We start from the raw sequence: 16,433 nt of genomic DNA on the forward strand, positions 1-16,433 counted from the left end.
ATCACCTCCTTCCTTCCCCGGGCGGGCCGGTCAGCCTGGCGAGGATCTCCTCCATGGCCTGGGCGGCCTCGTCCTCCGACATGCGCCCCTCGTTCCTGGCCTCCTCGATCGCTTCGAGCTCCCGCCGCACCACGGCCGGATCGTGCAGCTCCCGATCGACCTGCTCCTGGATCAGCTCACCCAGCCTGATCACGCCGCGCACGGGCGCGAGCGGCCAGGTGAACAACGAGCTGATCAGCCCCATCAGCCGCCACCGGAGCCCTGCGCCACGATGAAGTCGTACGCGGCCAGCGGCCCGAGCAGGCGCAGCTCGACCCTGCCCGACCAGCGCTCCTCGATCTGGCCCAGCGCCTGTTCCAGCTCGCCCTCGCGCGCCGTCTCGACGAGGACCGCGAGGTGCACGGCGTCCAGCTCGTGGCTCGGGTCGCGCAGCGAGGTGAGCGTGGAGACCGGGGTGACCGCGTCGAGCACCGCCTGCGTGTCGGCCTCCCGCTTCGCGTTGACGGCCTGGTCGACGATCTCGCCGATGCGGATCCGCGCGTCCCTGGTCGCCTCCTCGGGCTGGTCCTTGATCTGTTCACGCAGATCGGCCAGCTGAGGGTGCTCCTCCATGATCTCGGTGAGCACGGCCCGCTCGACGTAGCGGCCCTTGACGACGTACTGGGCCCGGCCCTCCAGCTCGTCGAGCGCCGCGTGGAACTCGTCGTGGTGCGGCGCGAGCAGCTCCTCCACGACCGCCTCCGGGTTCGTCACGACCGCGCCGAACCGTACGGGCAGCACCGGCACCTCGGCGGCGGTGGCGTCCAGCAGTCCCTCGTGGGCCATGAGATCGTCGGGCGTGCCCAGCGGCCGGTCCAGCCGCAGCTCGCTGACCAGCGCGGCGATGTCGCCATGCCGGACCACCGTCACCTTCGCCGACGGGCCGCCGACGCCACCGCCGGCGTCGGCGGACACCTCGACGTCCGCTGGGACGATGCCGTAGACGTACGTGCCGACGCGGGTCCCGCTCTTCTGAGCGTCTCTCTTGCGCCGTTCGGTCGCCTCGGAGGTCGACATGTCAGTCACCACCCTTCCGCCGTCGGGCGGGCTGCCGTTCCTGATCGTCCTCCGACTCGCCGACCAGGCCTCCCAGCTTGTCGGCAGCGGATTCGAGCACTCCCTGGACCGCGTCCTTGCCCTTGTCGGCGACCATGCCCTTCTTCATGTTCTGCATGAGCTCGGGCAGTCCCTGGCCGCCGGACTCCGACAGGTCCAGCCGGTTCACCGCCTCGGCGTAGCGCAGATAGGTGTCGACGCTGGCGACGACGATCCGCGCGTCGATGGTCAACAATTCGATGCCGACAAGCGAGACCCTGACGTAGGCGTCGATGACCAGCCCTTTGTCCAGAATGCTGTCGATAACGTCGGCCAGGCCCGTCGCGGTGGGGCGTTGCGCCACCCCACCTGAGGCCGGCTGCACTGTCATATTGCCCTCCTTGTGATCCGCGGATGGGGGGACGGCTCAGCCGCCGCTGCGGCTCGCGGCCCTGCGGCGTACCGGAGCCCGCCGGGCGCGGGGGCGCTCCTCTTCCTCGGGCTCCTCTTCGGGCTCTTCCTCGGGTTCCTCTTCCTCTTCCTCTTCCTCTTCCTCTTCGTATTCGTCTTCGGGTTCGCCCTTCTCGGGCTCTTCTTCCTCCTCTTCGTACTCGTCTTCGGGTTCGCCCTTCTCGGGCTCCTCTTCCTCCTCGTACTCGTCCTCGGGCTCGCCCTTCTCCGGCTCTTCCTCCTCCTGCTCGCCGGCGGCCTCCTGCTCCTCCTGGACGGCCGTGTCGTGGTCCTTGACCACCTCGCTGTCGCGGATCTCGCCGCGCCAGCCGCCTTCGGCGATCTCGTCCGGGTGCAGCATGACCTGGCTCATGACGTGCCGGGCGAAGTGCTTGAGCTCCAGCCGTACGCGGCGGCCCTGGGCCCGCCAGAGGTTGCCGGTGCCCTCGAAGAAACCCTTGGGGTGGTATTCGAGGGTGACCATGACCCTGGTGAGGTCGGGGGTGAGCTCGTGGAAGCTCACCGCGCCGTCGACGTACCCCTTCGCGCCCTCCGAACGCCAGATGATGCGCTCGTCCGGCACCTGTTCGCGGATCGTGGACTTCCACTCGCGGTGCGACCAGAAGATCTGCGCCTTCCAGGTGAGCTTCTCGTCGGACTCCTGGTTGACCGCCTCGACCTTCTTCATGAAGCTCGGGAAGTCCTGGAACTGCGTCCACTGGTTGTAGACGATCCGGAGCGGGGCGCCGACGTCGATGGTCTCGACGATGTTGGTCAGCTTGAGCTTCTTGTCGCCCTGGCCCTTGCCGCCCTTGCCCAGCTTGCCGACCAGGCCCTTGAAGGCGCCCTTGGCCGCGCCGGCCACGGCCGAGCCGCCGACCGACTTGTCGGAGCCGGTGACCGCGCCGAGCAGGTTGCCGCCGCCGCCCTCCGCGAAGTCGGACAGCCGTCCGGTCACGCCCTCGACCTTGTTCGTCACGGACGACAGCGCGTAATGCGTCGCGGCCTGGCCGAGCTTGCGCAGCCCGGACTTGATCGGGTTGCCTCCGCCGGACACCTGCTCACCTGCCTGTTTCGCCTGCTCGCCTGCCTGTTTCACCTTCTGGCCGGCCATCTCCGCCGCTCTGCCAGGGCCTTCGCGTACGGCCTTGCCTGCCTTGCCCGCGGCTCCGCGGAGCGGCTGTGCCTTCGTCGCCTCGGTCATCGCGCTCACCCCGCCGATCTCGTCGCGGGCGCGGGACGCTTGCGACCGGTGCCCGGCTTATGGGCCCGCGTGCCCTGGGCCGGCACGCCCTGCTGGGGACGGGCCCTGCGGGCGCGGGGCGGCTCGGGCTCCTCCTCCGGCTCGGAGGTCTCCTGCGCGTCCTCCGGCTCGGAAGCCTCGTCCGCGGGTTCGGAGGCCTCGTCCTCGTACTCGTCTTCCTCGTCTTCGGCGTGCTCATCCCGGGGCTCTTCGGGCTCTTCCTCGGCCTGGTCGCCGCTCTGGAGGGATTCGGTCCGCTCCTGGAGCTTCTCGGTGAGGGAGTTGATCTGCCGGGTGGCGGCGGCCATGACGGCCGCCTTGCCGATGTCCATGAACTGGCCGCGCAGCCGGCTGGTCAGCTCGTCGATCTCCGGCGAGGACCCAAGGATCTTGCCTCCCTGCGCCAGCAGCCCGCCGTCGCCCTTGCGGTATTTGCCGGCGACGCTCGCCGCGGCGAGCATGGCGGCAGTGCGCAGTTTGTGACGCCGGCCGAGGTAGTAGCCCGCGGCGAGAGCCAACGCCACTTTGGCCTTATCACTCATGGCATGCGCTCCTTTGTCCTCTCGGGGTGACCGGTACGTGGGCCGGACGGTCCCCCCGTGCCCGAGAAGGGGATAAGGAAACGCATATCCATACAAAACGGGCATTTTCCCGAATTAGGGTCGGTTTACGGAGGAGGCAGTGGCGTCGGGATGGTCTTCTGCACCTGCTGGTACACCACCGACGTGCGGAACCCGACGATCTCCTTGCGCTTGCTCAGGCTGTCCAGCAGGAACGCGTGCAGGTGGTCGAGGTCCTGTACCGCCACGTGCAGCAGGAAGTCATCGCCCCCGGCCAGCACGAACACGCTGAGCACCTCCGGCATGCCGGCCGCCGACGCCTTGAACTCGTTGATCACCGCCCTGCTCAACGGCCGCACCTGAACCGACACCATGGCCTGGACGCCGCGGTTGAGCGCCGCCGGGTCGATGTCGGCGTGGTAGCCGCGGATGACGCCGCGGCGGGTGAGCGCCCTGACCCTCTCCAGGCACGTCGAGGGCGCGATGCCGAGCTGGCGCGCCAGCTCCCTGTTGGACTGCCGCGCGTCAGCCTGCAGCAGCCGTACGATCGCCGAGTCGAGTTCGTCCATGACCCCGATGGTTCCACCGCCAGAACCTCAGCGCCCTCCGCCCGCCGCCCTCCGCCCGGGGGTGACCAGGCCCGACTCGTACGCGTACACGACGAGCTGGGCGCGGTCACGGGCGCCGAGTTTCGTCATGGCCCGGCTGACGTGCGTCTTGGCGGTGAGGTGACTGATCGTCAGGTGTTCGGCGATCTCCTCGTTGGACAGGCCGGCGGCGACCAGCGTCATGATCTCGCGCTCCCGGCCGGTGAGCGCGTCCAGTTGGGGCGGTGCGACCGGTCGCGGCGGCGTGGCGACGAACTGCTCGATCAGCCCGCGCGTCACGGCCGGAGCGAGCAGCGCGTCGCCCCTGGCGGCCACCCTGACGGCCTGGATGAGCTCGGCGGGCTCGATGTCCTTGACCAGGAAGCCGCCGGCTCCCGCGCGCAGCGCCGCGAAGACGTACTCGTCGAGCGCGTAGTTGGTGAGCATCACCACGTGAACGGCCGCGAGCGCGGGGTCGGCGGCGATCCGCCGGGTCGCCGCGATGCCGTCGAGCAGCGGCATCCTGATGTCGATCAGCGCCACGTCGGGCAGCGCCGCACGGGCCAGCTCGACCGCCCGCGCCCCGTCGCCGGCCTCGGCGACCACCGTGACGTCGGGCTCGGCGTCGAGCATCGCCTTGAACCCGCCCCTGATCAGCGGCTGGTCGTCGGCGAGCAGCACGCGGATCACGCCGGACCCGCCAGCGGCAGCTCGGTCTCGACCCGGAACCCGCCGCCCGGCCTGGGGCCCGCCGCCAGGGAGCCTCCTGCCGTCACCGCGCGTTCCCGCATGCCGATCAGCCCCATCCCGTGCCCCGGCCTCCCGTCCACCGGCTCCCCGTCGTCCGTCACCCGGAGCGTGACCGTGTCGCGGCCATATTCGGCGATCACGCTGGTGGCGGGCGTGCCCGCGTGTTTGAGCACGTTCGTCAGCGCCTCCTGCACGATGCGGTACGCGGCCAGGTCGGCCCCGGCGGCCAGCGGCCTGGGCTCGCCCAGCACCTCGTACGTGACCGGCAGCCCGGCCCGCCGCGCCCGTTCGACCAGCGCCGGCAGCCGGGCCGGCCCGAGATCACCCTGGTCGTCGACCCGGCGCAGCACCCCCAGCGTGGCGCGCAGCTCCCGCATGGCGTCCTGGCTCGACGCCCTGATCGCCGCCAGCGCGTCGCCCGCCGGCGCGGGGTCGCCCTTGGCGAGCAGGTGCGTGGCGGCGCCGGCCTGGACGTTGATGACGGAGATGGTGTGCGTGAGCGTGTCGTGCAGTTCCTGCGCGATCCACAACCGTTCCTCGCCGGCCCTGCGCAGCGCCGCCTCCTCGCGGGTCCGCTCCGCCTCGGCCGCGCGGAGCTCGACCTCGCGCAGGTAGGCCCGGTGGGTCGCCACCATCTGCCCGATGACGATGACCGCGGCCAGGAACCCGGCGGTCCACCACACGCCGTCGAACACCGCGTAGGCGCCGTGCGGCACCGCGACGGCGAGGTAGAGGGCCGCGTCGAAGGCCACCGCCACGACCACGCCCTCCAGCAGGCGGCCCAGGGCGACCACGGTGTAGACGGCCAGCAGCACGGGCGCGGCGGCGAAGATGCCCGGATAGAGCAGCGCGTAGTAGGCCACGCAGGCCGCCGCCGAGGCCACGGCCACGGTGACCGGACGCGCCAGCCGCCAGGCCAGGGGCAGCGCGGTGGCCAGCAGCAGCGCGCAGCCCAGCACGTCGAGCGCGCGCTGCTCGCCGGTCCTGGCCACGGCCAGGCTGCCCGCGACGAGCCCGGCGGCCAAGGCCACGGAGACGGCCGCGTCCGTCGTCCACCTGGTCATCCCGTCACGCTAGCCGAGCCTCGCGCGGCCGGCGGCCCGGCGTACTTCCCTCGCAGTACGCGGGCGCCGCCGCGGGCGTGAAGCCTTCCCCGGCAGTACGCGGAATGCCTTCGCCGGCAGGACGATTTCCCCGCCACGCGTCGCCAGCGTTGACGGCATGACGAGAAACGTTCCCACACCCTGGACGCGCCGCCTGCAAATCCTCACCGCCGCGGCGTCGGCCGTCTTCACCGCGGGCACCGCGCTGCAGAACTTCGTGATCATCAATCTGGAGATGATCGAGCACAGCATGCGCCTGGCGGGCCTGAGCACCGCCGAGGCGGCCGCCGCGGCGCCCGGCCTGCTGGCGTTCCTGCGCGCCGTGGGAGTCGCGTTCATCGCCGGCAACGCGCTGGGCCTGCTGGCGCTGCGCGGCTGGACCTGGGTGTTCTGGGTCGTGCTCGCGGTGAACCTGGGTCAGGCCGCAGGGCCGTTCGGGATGATCCCGCCGGAGGTCTATCAGGCCAGCCTGGACCTGTACGGCCCGGCGGGCATCCTGCCGACGGCGGTCACCGATGGCGGGGCGGCGATCCTGGTGATCGTGCTGCTGATCTCCCTGGCGGTGTTCCGCCGGCCATGGGCGCGTTCGTCGTACGAAAAGGCGCGATAGACGCCGGCGAGCCGGGCAGTACTCCTACCACAGGACGGCCCAACGCCGGGAGGTTCCATGACCGAGCACGCCAAGTACGCGGAGTCCAGAGAGGTCGGCGAGCAGGCGCGCGAGACGGAGTGGACGCGGCCCAGCTTCGCCAAGCAGCTCTTCCTCGGAGACTTCCGGCTGGACCTGGTGCATCCGGTGCCCTCGCTGCCCGGCGACGCGGTCAGGCGGGGGGAGGAGTTCGTCCGGGCGATGCGCCGCTTCCTGGACACGGAGGTCGACCCCGCGCTCATCGAGCGGACCGCGCAGGTGCCCGACGAGGTGGTCAAGGGGCTGGCGCAGCTCGGCGCGTTCGGGATGACGATCGGCAAGGAGTACGGCGGGCTCGGGCTGCCGTACCTGTACTACTGCCGCACGCTCATGCTCGTCGGCTCGTACTGCCCCGCGCTGGCCACGCTGCTGTCGGCGCACCAGTCGATCGGGGTGCCGCAGCCGCTCAAGCTGTTCGGCACCGAGGAGCAGAAGCGCGAGTTCCTGCCGAGGTGCGCGAGAGGCGAGATCTCGGCGTTCCTGCTGACCGAGCCCGACGTCGGCTCCGACCCGGCCCGCCTGTCGACCACGGCCGTGCGCGACGGCGACGACTACGTGCTCGACGGCGTCAAGTTGTGGACGACGAACGGCGTCGTCGCCGACCTCCTCGTGGTCATGGCGAGGACCGGCAAGAAGATCAGCGCGTTCGTGGTCGAGGCCGACTCGCCGGGCATCACGGTCCGGCGGCGCAACGGCTTCATGGGCCTGCGCGGCATCGAGAACGGCGTAACCGAGTTCTCCCAGGTCAGGGTGCCGGCGAAGAACCTGATCGGCAAGGAGGGCCAGGGCCTCAAGATCGCCCTTACCACGCTGAACACCGGCCGGCTGTCGTTGCCCGCGACGTGCGCGGGCAACACCAAGTGGGCCGTCAAGATCGCCCGCGAGTGGGGCAGCGAGCGCGTGCAGTGGGGGCGCAAGGTCGGCAGGCACGAGGCGGTGGCCACGAAGATCGCCTTCATCGCGGCCACCGCGTACGCGCTCGAAGCCGTCTGCGAGCTCACCAGCCGCATGGCCGACGACCAGCGCAACGACATCAGGATCGAGGCGGCGCTGGCCAAGCTGTTCGCCTCCGAGCTGTCGTACCAGGCGCTCGACGAGCTGGTCCAGATGAGGGGCGGGCGCGGCTACGAGACCGCCGAGTCGCTGGTCGCCCGCGGCGAACGAGGCGTGCCCGCCGAGCAGATGTTGCGCGACTCCCGGATCAACCGCATCTTCGAGGGCTCGTCGGAGATCATGCACCTGATGATCACGCGGGAGGCGGTGGACGCCCACCTGTCGGCCGCCGGCGAGCTGATCAACCCTGACGCCTCCCGCCAGGAACGTGCCCAGGCCCTGCGCCGGGCCGGCCGCTTCTACGCCACGTGGTTGCCGACGCTGGTGGCCGGCACCGGCAACCTGCCCACCGCGTACGCCGGCTTCGGCCCGCTCTCCGCGCACCTGCGCTTCGTGGAGCGGACCAGCAGGAAGCTGGCCCGCTCCACCTTCTATGGCATGTCCCGCTGGCAGGGCGGTCTGGAGCACAAGCAGGCCTTCCTCGGCCGGATCGTGGACATCGGGGCCGAGCTGTTCGCCATGACGGCCGCCTGTGTCAAGGCGGAAGAGGACTCCAAGGACCTGGGGCAGCGCCCGTACGAGCTCGCCGACACCTTCTGCCACCAGGCGCGGCACCGCGTCGACGCGCTGTTCGACCGGCTCTGGGACAACAGCGACCACCAGGACGCGCGGCTGGCCGGATACGTGCTCGACGGCCGCTACGACTTCCTGGAGGAGGGCGTGCTGGACCCGTCCATCGACGGGCCGTGGATCGGTGCGCCGGAGGGCGGGGAGAACGTACGGAGAAAAATCCTCTGACATCCGGTCTAGACCGGATGGGAGCTTTCTCGGGTCTGAGTGTTGCCGAACTGATACGAGCCGGTATAGACCGGTTGTCGAACGCAGGCTTACAGTGACGCGAACGCGTCGAGCTGTGGCTCGCGCGCCCCCCAACCCCTGGGCGGGGTCCGTTGGCTGGTACGGACCAGCGTCACCCGTCCGACGAGAAGGCGGTATCTCCAGTGAAGATGAAGCTTGCGGGCGGCGCCGCTCTCGGCCTCGCCACGGTGCTGGTCCTGTCCAGTTGCGGATCCGGCGGCGGCGCCCAGGAGTCGGGCGACGGTCAGGTCACGCTGAAGATGGTCGCCGCCGACTACGGCGACGGCCCCGGCAAGCCGAACTCGGGCGAGACGTTCTGGAAGGGCGTCGTCGACGAGTTCGAGGCCGCCAACCCCACCATCAAGGTCGACGTCCAGGTCATCAACTGGAACCAGATCGACAAGCAGGTCGCCACCATGATCCAGAACGGTCAGGTGCCCGACATCCTGCAGACCGGCGACTATTCCGGCTTCGTCAAGGAGGGCCTGCTCCACAAGGTGGACGAGGTGCTCTCGCCGAACGTCTCCGGCGACATGCTGCAGAAGTTCGCCGAGTTCGGCAAGGTCGACGGGACGCAGTACGGCATCCCGTTCGTCTCCTCCGCCCGCGCCCTGTTCTACAACAAGGACCTCTTCGACAAGGCCGGCATCGAGGAGCCGCCGAAGACGTGGGACGAGCTCAAGGCCGCCGCGGGCAAGCTCAAGGAGGCCGGCGTCACCCAGCCATTCGGCCTGCCGCTCGGCCAGGAGGAGGCCCAGGCCGAGTCGTTCCTGTGGATGCTCGGCAACGGCGGCGGCTACACCGACGCCTCCGGCAAGTGGGTCATCGACTCGCCGCAGAACGTCGAGACCTTCACCTACATGAAGGGCCTGGTCGAAGCTGGCCTGACCACCCCCAACCCGGGCACCAAGGACCGCAAGACGGTCTGGGAGGACTTCGGGGCCGGCAAGGTCGGCATGGTCAACGGCGGCCCCATGTCCATCCCGATCTTCGACGCCGCCGGGCTGAAGAACTACGGCGTCGTCCCGATCCCCGGCAGGACCGGCCCGCTCGACACCACGCTCGGCGTCATGGACTGGATCATGGCGTTCAACAAGAACGGCCACGCCGCCGAGATCAAGAAGTTCTTCGACTTCTTCTACACCGGCAACGCCGCCCAGAAGATCTCCGAGACGTACAAACTGCTGCCCGTCACCAACGGCGGCATCGAGAAGCTGTCGGGCGACGAGAAGCTCAAACCGTTCCTCGACGCGCTGCCGAACGCCAGCTTCTACCCGTTCCAGGACCCCAAGTGGGCCGTGGTGAACCCGGCGATCAAGCAGACCATCGGCGGGGCCGTCAAGGACGACCCGGCCAAGGTCCTCGGCGAGCTCCAGAAGACGGCCGAGGCGGCGGGCTAGCACATGAAGAGGATGCGCGCCCTGGAGCCCCTCGCGTGGGTCGGGCCCGCCGTGCTGCTCATCGCGCTGGTCGTGCTCTGGCCCGTGATCGAGATGATCAGGTCGTCGTTCCTCAAGATCAGCCGGTTCGGCATCGTCCAGGGGGGCAACGGCCTGGCGAACTACGAGAAGCTGGTCGGCGAGAAGGACTTCGCCGACATCATGGTCCGCAGCGTGGTCTGGGTGGTCGCGGTCGTCGTGCTCACCGTGCTGATCTCGCTGGCCCTGGCCCAGCTGTTCAACCAGCACTTCCCGCTGCGCAAGATCGCCCGATGGGCGCTGATCGCGCCCTGGGCCGCGTCGGTGCTGATGACGGCGATCATCTTCAAGTGGATGCTCGACCCCGAGGTCGGCGTGATCAACCAGATCCGCGTGAAACTCGGGCTGATCGACGCGATGGGCGGAGCGGCGGCAGACCAGCTCGGCGACGCCTCCTCCGCCATGCCGTGGCTGGTGTTCGTCGCGGTGTTCGTGTCGGTGCCGTTCACCACGTACGCGCTGCTGGCCGGCCTGGCGACGATCCCGTCCGACGTCTACGAGGCGGCCACGATGGACGGCGCGGGCCGGCTGCGGACGTACTGGTCGATCACGCTGCCGCTGCTGCGCCCCGCGCTCACCGTGGCGGCCCTGATCAACGTCATGAACGTCTTCAACAGCTTCCCGATCATCTGGGCCATGACCCACGGGCAGCCCGGCTATTCGACGGCCACCTCCACGATCTTCATGTTCATCCTCAAAAGCTCTGACATCGGAGAATCGGCGGCCATGTCCGTGGTCAACTTCGGCATGGTGATCGTGCTGACCGTGATCTTCCTCAAGGTCTCCCGCTGGAACAAGGAGGTCACGTGATGGCCGTCAACACCATGCCGCCGCGGACCAGGCCCCGCTCCCACGTCCGCCCCGATCGCGGAGCGGCGCGCCGCATGCCGAAGCTGAAGACCGTGATCGTCGCGGCCGCCGCGTACGTCATCTCGTTCCTGTTCCTGTTCCCGTACGTGGTGATGCTGCTCACCTCGCTGCGCTCCCAGGACTCGCTGCGCGAGGTGTCGTTCTGGCCCGAGGAATGGGTGTGGTCCAACCTCACCAACTTCTGGACCAGCGGCCTGGCAGGCAACCTGTGGGTGACGCTGAAGGTGGCCGCGGGCTCGACGGTGCTCGTGCTGCTGGTGGCGCTGCCCGCGGCCTACTATTCGGCCCGGCACAGGTTCAGGGGGCGTACGGCGTTCCTGATCCTCGTGCTGATCACCCAGATGTTCCAGCCCACCGCCATGCTGGTCGGCATCTACCGGGAGTTCTTCCAGTTCGGGCTGGTCGACTCGATCTGGTCGCTGATCCTCGTCAACGGCGGCTTCAACCTGGCGTTCGCGGTGTGGATCCTGAACGCGTACTTCGCCTCGATCCCACGCGAGCTGGAGGAGGCCGCCTTCATCGACGGCAACGGGCGGTTCGGCGCGTTGTTCAGGATCACCCTGCCGCTGGCCCTGCCGGGCGTCATCACAGCGCTGATCTTCACGTTCATCGCCGCGTGGAACGAGTTCGTGGTCGCGCTGACCCTCACCACGACCCCGGAGAACCAGCCGCTGACCGTGGCGCTCAACTCGTTCATCGGCCAGTATCAGGTCGACTGGCAGAACCTGTTCGCCGGCTCCGTGATCGCCACCATCCCCGTGATCATCCTCTTCGCGCTGATCGAACGGAAGGTGGTCGGCGGGCTGACCGCCGGGTCCATCAAGTGACGCGCGGCCCGGCCGCCACGCGCGGCAGGGCTCGCCGTCACTGCTTGGGCTTGGGCACCCGCGCCACGCAGAACACCGTCTGGCCGAACGGCGGGCGGACGAAACGCTCGATGAAGCGGGTCAGCGGGACCACCGTGCGGTCGTAGACCTTGACCAGGCGCGGGTCGGGATAGCCGACGCCGCCCCGGCGCACGGCCGCCCACCAGGCGATGCCGCCCAGGAAGTTGATCGGCTTGAGCACTTCGACGTCGAGCCCGGCCTTGGCGACCGCGGTGCCCAGCGTCTTGGGCGTGTAACGCTGGACGTGCCCCACCTTGCGGTCGAAGTCACCATAAAGCTGCATGTAGCCGGGCACCCAGATGATGATCCGCCCGCCGGGCAGCGTCACGCGGGCCAGCGAGCGCAGCGCCTCGGCGTCGTCCTCGATGTGCTCGAGGACGTTCATCATGACGACGGTGTCGACCTTGTTCTCCAGCGGGATGTCGGTGGGCAGCCCGAACTGCAGGACATCGATCTCGTCACGGCCCGCGAAACGCTTCTCCAACTGCTCGACGCAGTAGGGGTCGAAGTCGCTCACGACGAGCCGGTCGAGCCGCGGCAGGAACTGCTCGGCGAAGTGGCCGAGCCCGGAGCCGATCTCCAGCATCGAACGCCCGACATGCGGGGCGACCATGTCGAACTCGTACTGCCGATAGTTCTTGGCCTCGTCCCCACCTAGGTGGTTCTCCAGGGCCTCGTCACCGGCCGCCGGTTGTACTACACGGTCATACCCAGAAGACATGATCCCGTTCCTTCTAGGGGCTGATGGATTGCCCGAGTCTAATGCCCCGATCAACGGCCACGTTCACCTGAACAGCGAAACACCCTTCCGCGCGCCGCCCGGATGCGATGGAATCTGAGCCGCCATGGACGACGACGAGGCGATCGCGCGCTCGCTCACCGGTGACCTGGCCGCCTACGAAGCGCTGGTCACGCGCTACAGCGCGCTCGCCCACCGTACCGCCGTCATGCTGGGCGCGGGCGACGAAGCGCAGGACGTCGTGCAGGAGGCGTTCGTCAAGGCGTACCGGCACCTGGCGAGTTTCCGCAGGGACGCGCCGTTCCGCCCGTGGTTGCTGCGCATCGTCGCCAACGAGACGCACACCCTGACCCGGTCGCGAGGGCGCAGGGGAGAGTTGGCGCTCCGGCTCGGGGCGATCGCCGACGCGGCGGCGCCCGACGACCCCGAGGGCGCCGCCGTCGCCGCCGACCGGCGCACCCGGCTCCTCGCGGCGGTGCGCGATCTCCCGGAACGGGAACGCCAGGCCGTCGTCTGCCGGTATTTCTTACAGCTGACCGAGGCGGAGACCGCGCAGGTGCTCGGCTGGCCCGTCGGCACCGTCAAGTCCAGCACCCACCGCGGGCTGGCCCGGCTGAGGAAGGGGGTGGGCAATGAACTCGCCTGAGCCGTACGACGACCTCGAGGCCGAACTGCTGGCGCTCGGCGACCTCATCGACGTCCCCGGCCTGCCTCACTCCGACGTCGCGGCCGCCGTACGCGCCCGCCTCGAACCCACCCCCGAACCGCGCGCTCCCGAACCACCCGCCCTGGACCGACCCGCCGAGGAGCTCTCCGGCTCCAGGACACCCGCAATGGGGACCCCAGGTTCCGCGACCCACGCCTTCGCACCGCCTGAGAAGGAGAAGCCCCAGGGGGAGGAATCCCATGGCGAGAGGCCTGACGCGGAGAACTCCGAGGAGGAGAAGCCCTCGGGGGAGAGGTCCGACGGGGAGAAGTCCGAGGCAGAGGTGTCCTTCGGCGGGACGTCCGGCGGGGGAGCCCCCGGAGGCGACAAGAGCCCCCGTGAGGTGGCGGGCCGGCGGGACAGCGGTCGGCGGGGGGCGGCGGGACGTGGACGGCGGACCGCGGGGAGAAGGCGGGCGCGGTGGAAGGTCGTGGCCGCCGCCGTCGTGGCCGTCCTCGCCGTCACCGCCGCCACCCCCCAAGGTCGCGCCGCCGTGGCGGCGATCCTGCGCTTCGCCGGGGTCGAGGTGGAGATCGGTGACACCCCGCCCGAGCCGGTCACCACCCGGACGTCCCTGCCCGCCGAGCGGACGGTGTCCCTCGCCGATATCCCCGAGCTGGTGGACTTCGCGGTCAGGATTCCGGCCAGGCTCGGGGAACCGCGGCGCGTCACGGTCGCCGACCACGGCAGGGTGGTGTCGATGTTCTGGCCGGGCGGTGTGCGGCTCGACCAGTTCAGCGGCGCGGTGGGGCCGTACTTCTACAAGCAGCTCGGCCCGCCGTGGCCCGACCACGTCATGGTGGGCACGTACAGCGCCTGGTGGCTGCCCGGGGAGCACCCCCTCGGCTACATCAGGCGCCAGGACGGCACCCACGTGCCCCTGCGCCAGGCGGCCTCCACCCTCGTCTGGCAGCGGGGAACGCTCAACTACCGGCTCGAAGGCGCCGGCGACGTGGACGAGGCGGTCGCCGTCGCCAGGTCACTCGGGTGAGGGCGAGCTCGTCAGCCACTCGTCCACGCCCTGCAGCAGCTCCTTGCGCACCGCCTCAGGAGCCGTCGACGACCGTACGGACTGCCGCGCCAGCTCGGCCACCTCGGCGTCGCTGAAGCCGTGCACGTCCCTGGCCAGTTCGTACTGGCGCAGCAGCCGCGTGCCGAACAGCAGCGGGTCGTCGGCTCCCAGGGCGATGGGCACCCCCGCGTCGAACAGCCGGCGCAACGGCACGTCCGCGTCCCGCTCGGCCACCCCGAGCCCCACGTTCGACGAGGGGCAGATCTCGCAGCAGATCTGCCGGTCGGCCAGCCGCTGCATCAGCCACTCGTCGTCGGCCGCCCGCACCCCGTGGCCGACGCGGTCGGCCCCCAGGTCGTCGACGCACTGGGCCACGCTGCGCGGCCCCATCAGCTCGCCGCCGTGCGGCACGGCCAGCAGCCCGCCGCGTTTGGCGATCCTGAACGCCCGCTCGAAGTCGCGCGCCGCCCCCCGCCGCTCGTCGTTGGACAGCCCGAACCCGACCACCTTGCCGGCGTACTGGATGGCGAGCCTGGCCAGCGTGTTCGCGTCGAGCGGATGCCGGATCCTGTTGGCCGCCACGATCACGGCGATCCCGATCCCGGCGTGCTCGGCCGCCCGGTCCGCCGCGTCGAGCATCAGCTCGAGCGTGGCCGTCAGCCCGCCGAACCGCGGCGCGTAACCCGACGGGTCGACCTGGATCTCCAGCCACCGCGACCCGGCCGCCACCTCGTCCTCAGCGGTCTCGGCCAGCAGCCGGTAGACATGCTCCGGCCGGGTGAGCACGGACCGCGCGATGTCGTACAGCCGCTGGAACCTGAACCACCCGCGCTCGTCGGTGGCCCGCAGCTTCGGCGGCCAGTCCTGCTCCAGCGCGTCGGGCAGGTGCAGGCCCTGCTCCCTGGCCAGCTCGATCAGCGTCGAGTGGCGCATCGATCCGGTGAAGTGCAGGTGGAGATGGGCCTTGGGAAGCGCGTGCAGGGGCCTTGGCATCCGCATATTTTGCCACCAGGGCCGAAAGGATCGCGGCAGGAGTCTGCGGGAACACGCGGTACGGGGGAGACCTCACGGGGGATCATCGAGGAATGATCCCCGAGGCTCGGGCCGGCAGGCAGGGATGGCGCACGGCGCTGGCGGCGCTGGCGTTCGCGGCGACGGCCCTCATCATCTACGGTCTCTTCTCCTCAGGGTTCGGCCGTCCCCCGCGGGCCGCCGTGGAGACCCCGCAGCCCGTTCCCGCACCGTCCCCAGCCGACGACCGCCCGCCCGCGACCGCGGCCGGAGAGGGGGTGACCGCGGCGGAGGGCCGCACGCCCACGCCCGCGGCGGAGGACCGGGCCGCGGCGGCGGCGGCCGTTCCTGCCAGGCGTGCCGTGGTGCCCGCGCTCGCGGTGATCTCCGACGACCTCTGGCTCACCTACCTGCCCGCGGGGCTGGCGCGCTCCGGCGGCGGAGCGATCGGGCAGGAGCCGGGCGTCGAGGGCCGCTGGGCCAGGTGGAGCGCGGGCGGGGACTTCGTCGAGGCCCGGGTCGAGCAGGGCGCCGTGGCGGCCGGCTGGGCGCGCTACCGCGAGCGGGTCGCCGTGCTGAACGCCCGCGCCATCACCGTACGGGGGAGGCCCGCCGTGGTGGGCGAGCATCTGAAGGGCGGCCGGATGATCGCCTGGCTGGAACGGGCGGGCACCGGTGCGTGGGTCAGGGTCAGCGACTCTCTTGCCGGTGAACTGGTCACTATTGCGACCTCGATCAGGGCTCCTGTAGGAGACTAGGAGCCTTTGCCCGGCATATGCACTCACGTCATGGGGGGTTGGTCAATGCGGCGTACGGCAGCCGTGCTCCTCGTGTGCGGGCTCATGCCGGGGCTGGCCGCCTGCGACGCCCTCGCCGGCCAGGCGCCGCCGACGGACACCGGCACCGACGCGGACAGCCGGCCGGCGTTCTCGGCGTCGCCGCACCCCGAACCGGATACCCAGCGCCGGACCATCGCGCTGGCCTGCGGCTCGACCGAGGTGCACTTTCCCGCCTCGCCCGCCGGCCTGGCACGGGCGGGCTCGTTCGGCCGCCTCGAATCACTCCGGCGCCGGACCAAGGTCAGGGGTCTGACCTGGCTGCGGGACGACGAGCGCCTGTACGTCGGCGTGGTGTGCGGCGTGCGCACCGCCGAGCAGTTCGTGACGCTGGTGCCCAGGTCGACGCTGAGCGCGTACTGGGGCAGGCCGGCGCTGCACTGGACCACGCGCAACGGCCTGCGCAACTTCATGTGGCTGGAGCGGCCGGGCACCGCCATCTACATCGGCGCGACACCCGGCCTCGCCGCCGAGATCAGGCCCCTCGCCTCCGAGATCGCGCAGAGCGTGGCCCAGTGAACGGTGGCC

At 70.3% G+C, this 16,433-nt stretch carries 19 protein-coding genes; 9 read left to right on the forward strand and 10 right to left on the reverse strand.

The features are described 5' to 3' along the window. Window position 1: 1 nt before the first annotated feature. The 8 genes from ABGB01_RS37380 to ABGB01_RS37415 all read right to left on the reverse strand — a co-directional run bounded on the left by ABGB01_RS37380 (window position 2) and on the right by ABGB01_RS37415 (window position 5,728). Entirely contained in the window at window positions 2-244 is a 243-nt protein-coding gene (locus ABGB01_RS37380) for a gas vesicle protein GvpG (protein ID WP_347616821.1), read from the reverse strand. Then, a complete protein-coding gene (locus ABGB01_RS37385) occupies window positions 244-1,056 on the reverse strand; it encodes a GvpL/GvpF family gas vesicle protein (protein WP_347778294.1) in 813 nt (270 codons plus the stop codon). The genes ABGB01_RS37380 and ABGB01_RS37385 overlap by 1 nt, the downstream gene beginning before the upstream one ends. 1 nt (window position 1,057) lies before the next feature. Further along, complete coding sequence (gene gvpJ, locus ABGB01_RS37390) at window positions 1,058-1,465, reverse strand: gas vesicle protein GvpJ (RefSeq protein ID WP_347616819.1); 408 nt, start codon at window positions 1,463-1,465, stop codon at window positions 1,058-1,060. Between the two features lie 36 nt (window positions 1,466-1,501). Beyond that, window positions 1,502-2,728: an SRPBCC family protein gene (locus tag ABGB01_RS37395; protein WP_347778295.1), complete on the reverse strand. Its 1,227-nt coding sequence runs from the start codon at window positions 2,726-2,728 to the stop codon at window positions 1,502-1,504. Between the two features lie 5 nt (window positions 2,729-2,733). Beyond that, window positions 2,734-3,309, reverse strand: a complete 576-nt coding sequence (locus tag ABGB01_RS37400) for a hypothetical protein (RefSeq protein WP_347778296.1) — start codon at window positions 3,307-3,309, stop codon at window positions 2,734-2,736. A 125-nt stretch (window positions 3,310-3,434) separates the two neighbouring features. After that, a complete protein-coding gene (locus ABGB01_RS37405; protein WP_347778297.1) occupies window positions 3,435-3,896 on the reverse strand; it encodes an Lrp/AsnC family transcriptional regulator in 462 nt (153 codons plus the stop codon). Window positions 3,897-3,923: 27 nt separating this feature from the next. Continuing rightward, window positions 3,924-4,604: a response regulator transcription factor gene (locus ABGB01_RS37410; protein ID WP_347778298.1), complete on the reverse strand. Its 681-nt coding sequence runs from the start codon at window positions 4,602-4,604 to the stop codon at window positions 3,924-3,926. Next, window positions 4,601-5,728, reverse strand: a complete 1,128-nt coding sequence (locus tag ABGB01_RS37415; RefSeq protein ID WP_347778299.1) for a sensor histidine kinase — start codon at window positions 5,726-5,728, stop codon at window positions 4,601-4,603. The genes ABGB01_RS37410 and ABGB01_RS37415 overlap by 4 nt, the downstream gene beginning before the upstream one ends. A gap of 157 nt (window positions 5,729-5,885) precedes the next feature. Here ABGB01_RS37415 and ABGB01_RS37420 point away from each other — a divergent pair, with 157 nt between their 5' ends. The 5 genes from ABGB01_RS37420 to ABGB01_RS37440 all read left to right on the forward strand — a co-directional run bounded on the left by ABGB01_RS37420 (window position 5,886) and on the right by ABGB01_RS37440 (window position 11,541). After that, a complete protein-coding gene (locus ABGB01_RS37420) occupies window positions 5,886-6,377 on the forward strand; it encodes a hypothetical protein (RefSeq protein WP_347778300.1) in 492 nt (163 codons plus the stop codon). A gap of 57 nt (window positions 6,378-6,434) precedes the next feature. Further along, complete coding sequence (locus ABGB01_RS37425; protein ID WP_347778301.1) at window positions 6,435-8,306, forward strand: acyl-CoA dehydrogenase family protein; 1,872 nt, start codon at window positions 6,435-6,437, stop codon at window positions 8,304-8,306. A gap of 209 nt (window positions 8,307-8,515) precedes the next feature. Then, on the forward strand, window positions 8,516-9,766 hold the full coding sequence (locus ABGB01_RS37430; protein WP_347778332.1) for an extracellular solute-binding protein: 1,251 nt from the start codon (window positions 8,516-8,518) through the stop codon (window positions 9,764-9,766). 3 nt (window positions 9,767-9,769) lie between these two features. Then, window positions 9,770-10,654 (forward strand): sugar ABC transporter permease, encoded by an 885-nt coding sequence (locus tag ABGB01_RS37435; RefSeq protein ID WP_347778303.1) that lies wholly within the window; start codon window positions 9,770-9,772, stop codon window positions 10,652-10,654. After that, window positions 10,654-11,541 carry a carbohydrate ABC transporter permease gene (locus tag ABGB01_RS37440; protein WP_347778305.1) on the forward strand — a complete coding sequence of 296 codons (888 nt, stop codon included), beginning with the start codon at window positions 10,654-10,656 and terminating at the stop codon, window positions 11,539-11,541. Before ABGB01_RS37435 ends, ABGB01_RS37440 begins: the two co-directional genes overlap by 1 nt. A gap of 37 nt (window positions 11,542-11,578) precedes the next feature. Here the strand turns inward: ABGB01_RS37440 and ABGB01_RS37445 are convergent, their stop codons facing one another. After that, window positions 11,579-12,322 (reverse strand): methyltransferase domain-containing protein, encoded by a 744-nt coding sequence (locus tag ABGB01_RS37445; protein ID WP_132637921.1) that lies wholly within the window; start codon window positions 12,320-12,322, stop codon window positions 11,579-11,581. Between the two features lie 124 nt (window positions 12,323-12,446). Between ABGB01_RS37445 and ABGB01_RS37450 the strand changes: the two genes are divergently transcribed. Together ABGB01_RS37450 and ABGB01_RS37455 are read left to right on the forward strand one after the other, a co-directional pair. After that, a complete protein-coding gene (locus ABGB01_RS37450; RefSeq protein WP_347778307.1) occupies window positions 12,447-12,986 on the forward strand; it encodes an RNA polymerase sigma factor in 540 nt (179 codons plus the stop codon). Next, a complete protein-coding gene (locus ABGB01_RS37455) occupies window positions 12,973-14,037 on the forward strand; it encodes a hypothetical protein (RefSeq protein ID WP_347778309.1) in 1,065 nt (354 codons plus the stop codon). Before ABGB01_RS37450 ends, ABGB01_RS37455 begins: the two co-directional genes overlap by 14 nt. Here ABGB01_RS37455 and ABGB01_RS37460 read toward each other — a convergent pair. After that, window positions 14,026-15,051, reverse strand: coding sequence for an adenosine deaminase (locus tag ABGB01_RS37460; RefSeq protein ID WP_347778311.1), 1,026 nt, complete (start codon window positions 15,049-15,051; stop codon window positions 14,026-14,028). The genes ABGB01_RS37455 and ABGB01_RS37460 overlap by 12 nt on opposite strands. 92 nt (window positions 15,052-15,143) lie before the next feature. Between ABGB01_RS37460 and ABGB01_RS37465 the strand changes: the two genes are divergently transcribed. Then, the gene (locus tag ABGB01_RS37465; RefSeq protein WP_347778312.1) at window positions 15,144-15,827 is read left to right on the forward strand and encodes a hypothetical protein; all 684 of its coding nucleotides are present in this window, start codon (window positions 15,144-15,146) and stop codon (window positions 15,825-15,827) included. A gap of 45 nt (window positions 15,828-15,872) precedes the next feature. Continuing rightward, the gene (locus ABGB01_RS37470) at window positions 15,873-16,424 is read left to right on the forward strand and encodes a hypothetical protein (protein WP_347778314.1); all 552 of its coding nucleotides are present in this window, start codon (window positions 15,873-15,875) and stop codon (window positions 16,422-16,424) included. The last annotated feature ends 9 nt before the right edge of the window (window positions 16,425-16,433 follow it).

The organism is Nonomuraea sp. B5E05 (assembly GCF_039880665.1).
In the GTDB taxonomy this organism is placed as follows: domain Bacteria; phylum Actinomycetota; class Actinomycetes; order Streptosporangiales; family Streptosporangiaceae; genus Nonomuraea.

Excerpts from the sequence above, each read along its gene's own strand:
- ABGB01_RS37430 (WP_347778332.1), top strand. The coding sequence starts at position 8,516 with ATGAAGCTTGCGGGCGGCGCCGCTCTCGGCCTCGCCACGGTGCTGGTC.
- gvpJ (WP_347616819.1), bottom strand. The coding sequence starts at position 1,465 with ATGACAGTGCAGCCGGCCTCAGGTGGGGTGGCGCAACGCCCCACCGCG.
- ABGB01_RS37460 (WP_347778311.1), bottom strand. The coding sequence starts at position 15,051 with ATGCCAAGGCCCCTGCACGCGCTTCCCAAGGCCCATCTCCACCTGCAC.
- ABGB01_RS37415 (WP_347778299.1), bottom strand. The coding sequence starts at position 5,728 with ATGACCAGGTGGACGACGGACGCGGCCGTCTCCGTGGCCTTGGCCGCC.
- ABGB01_RS37395 (WP_347778295.1), bottom strand. The coding sequence starts at position 2,728 with ATGACCGAGGCGACGAAGGCACAGCCGCTCCGCGGAGCCGCGGGCAAG.
- ABGB01_RS37385 (WP_347778294.1), bottom strand. The coding sequence starts at position 1,056 with ATGTCGACCTCCGAGGCGACCGAACGGCGCAAGAGAGACGCTCAGAAG.
- ABGB01_RS37450 (WP_347778307.1), top strand. The coding sequence starts at position 12,447 with ATGGACGACGACGAGGCGATCGCGCGCTCGCTCACCGGTGACCTGGCC.
- ABGB01_RS37445 (WP_132637921.1), bottom strand. The coding sequence starts at position 12,322 with ATGTCTTCTGGGTATGACCGTGTAGTACAACCGGCGGCCGGTGACGAG.
- ABGB01_RS37435 (WP_347778303.1), top strand. The coding sequence starts at position 9,770 with ATGAAGAGGATGCGCGCCCTGGAGCCCCTCGCGTGGGTCGGGCCCGCC.
- ABGB01_RS37455 (WP_347778309.1), top strand. The coding sequence starts at position 12,973 with ATGAACTCGCCTGAGCCGTACGACGACCTCGAGGCCGAACTGCTGGCG.
- ABGB01_RS37425 (WP_347778301.1), top strand. The coding sequence starts at position 6,435 with ATGACCGAGCACGCCAAGTACGCGGAGTCCAGAGAGGTCGGCGAGCAG.
- ABGB01_RS37405 (WP_347778297.1), bottom strand. The coding sequence starts at position 3,896 with ATGGACGAACTCGACTCGGCGATCGTACGGCTGCTGCAGGCTGACGCG.
- ABGB01_RS37465 (WP_347778312.1), top strand. The coding sequence starts at position 15,144 with ATGATCCCCGAGGCTCGGGCCGGCAGGCAGGGATGGCGCACGGCGCTG.
- ABGB01_RS37400 (WP_347778296.1), bottom strand. The coding sequence starts at position 3,309 with ATGAGTGATAAGGCCAAAGTGGCGTTGGCTCTCGCCGCGGGCTACTAC.
- ABGB01_RS37440 (WP_347778305.1), top strand. The coding sequence starts at position 10,654 with ATGGCCGTCAACACCATGCCGCCGCGGACCAGGCCCCGCTCCCACGTC.
- ABGB01_RS37470 (WP_347778314.1), top strand. The coding sequence starts at position 15,873 with ATGCGGCGTACGGCAGCCGTGCTCCTCGTGTGCGGGCTCATGCCGGGG.
- ABGB01_RS37420 (WP_347778300.1), top strand. The coding sequence starts at position 5,886 with ATGACGAGAAACGTTCCCACACCCTGGACGCGCCGCCTGCAAATCCTC.
- ABGB01_RS37380 (WP_347616821.1), bottom strand. The coding sequence starts at position 244 with ATGGGGCTGATCAGCTCGTTGTTCACCTGGCCGCTCGCGCCCGTGCGC.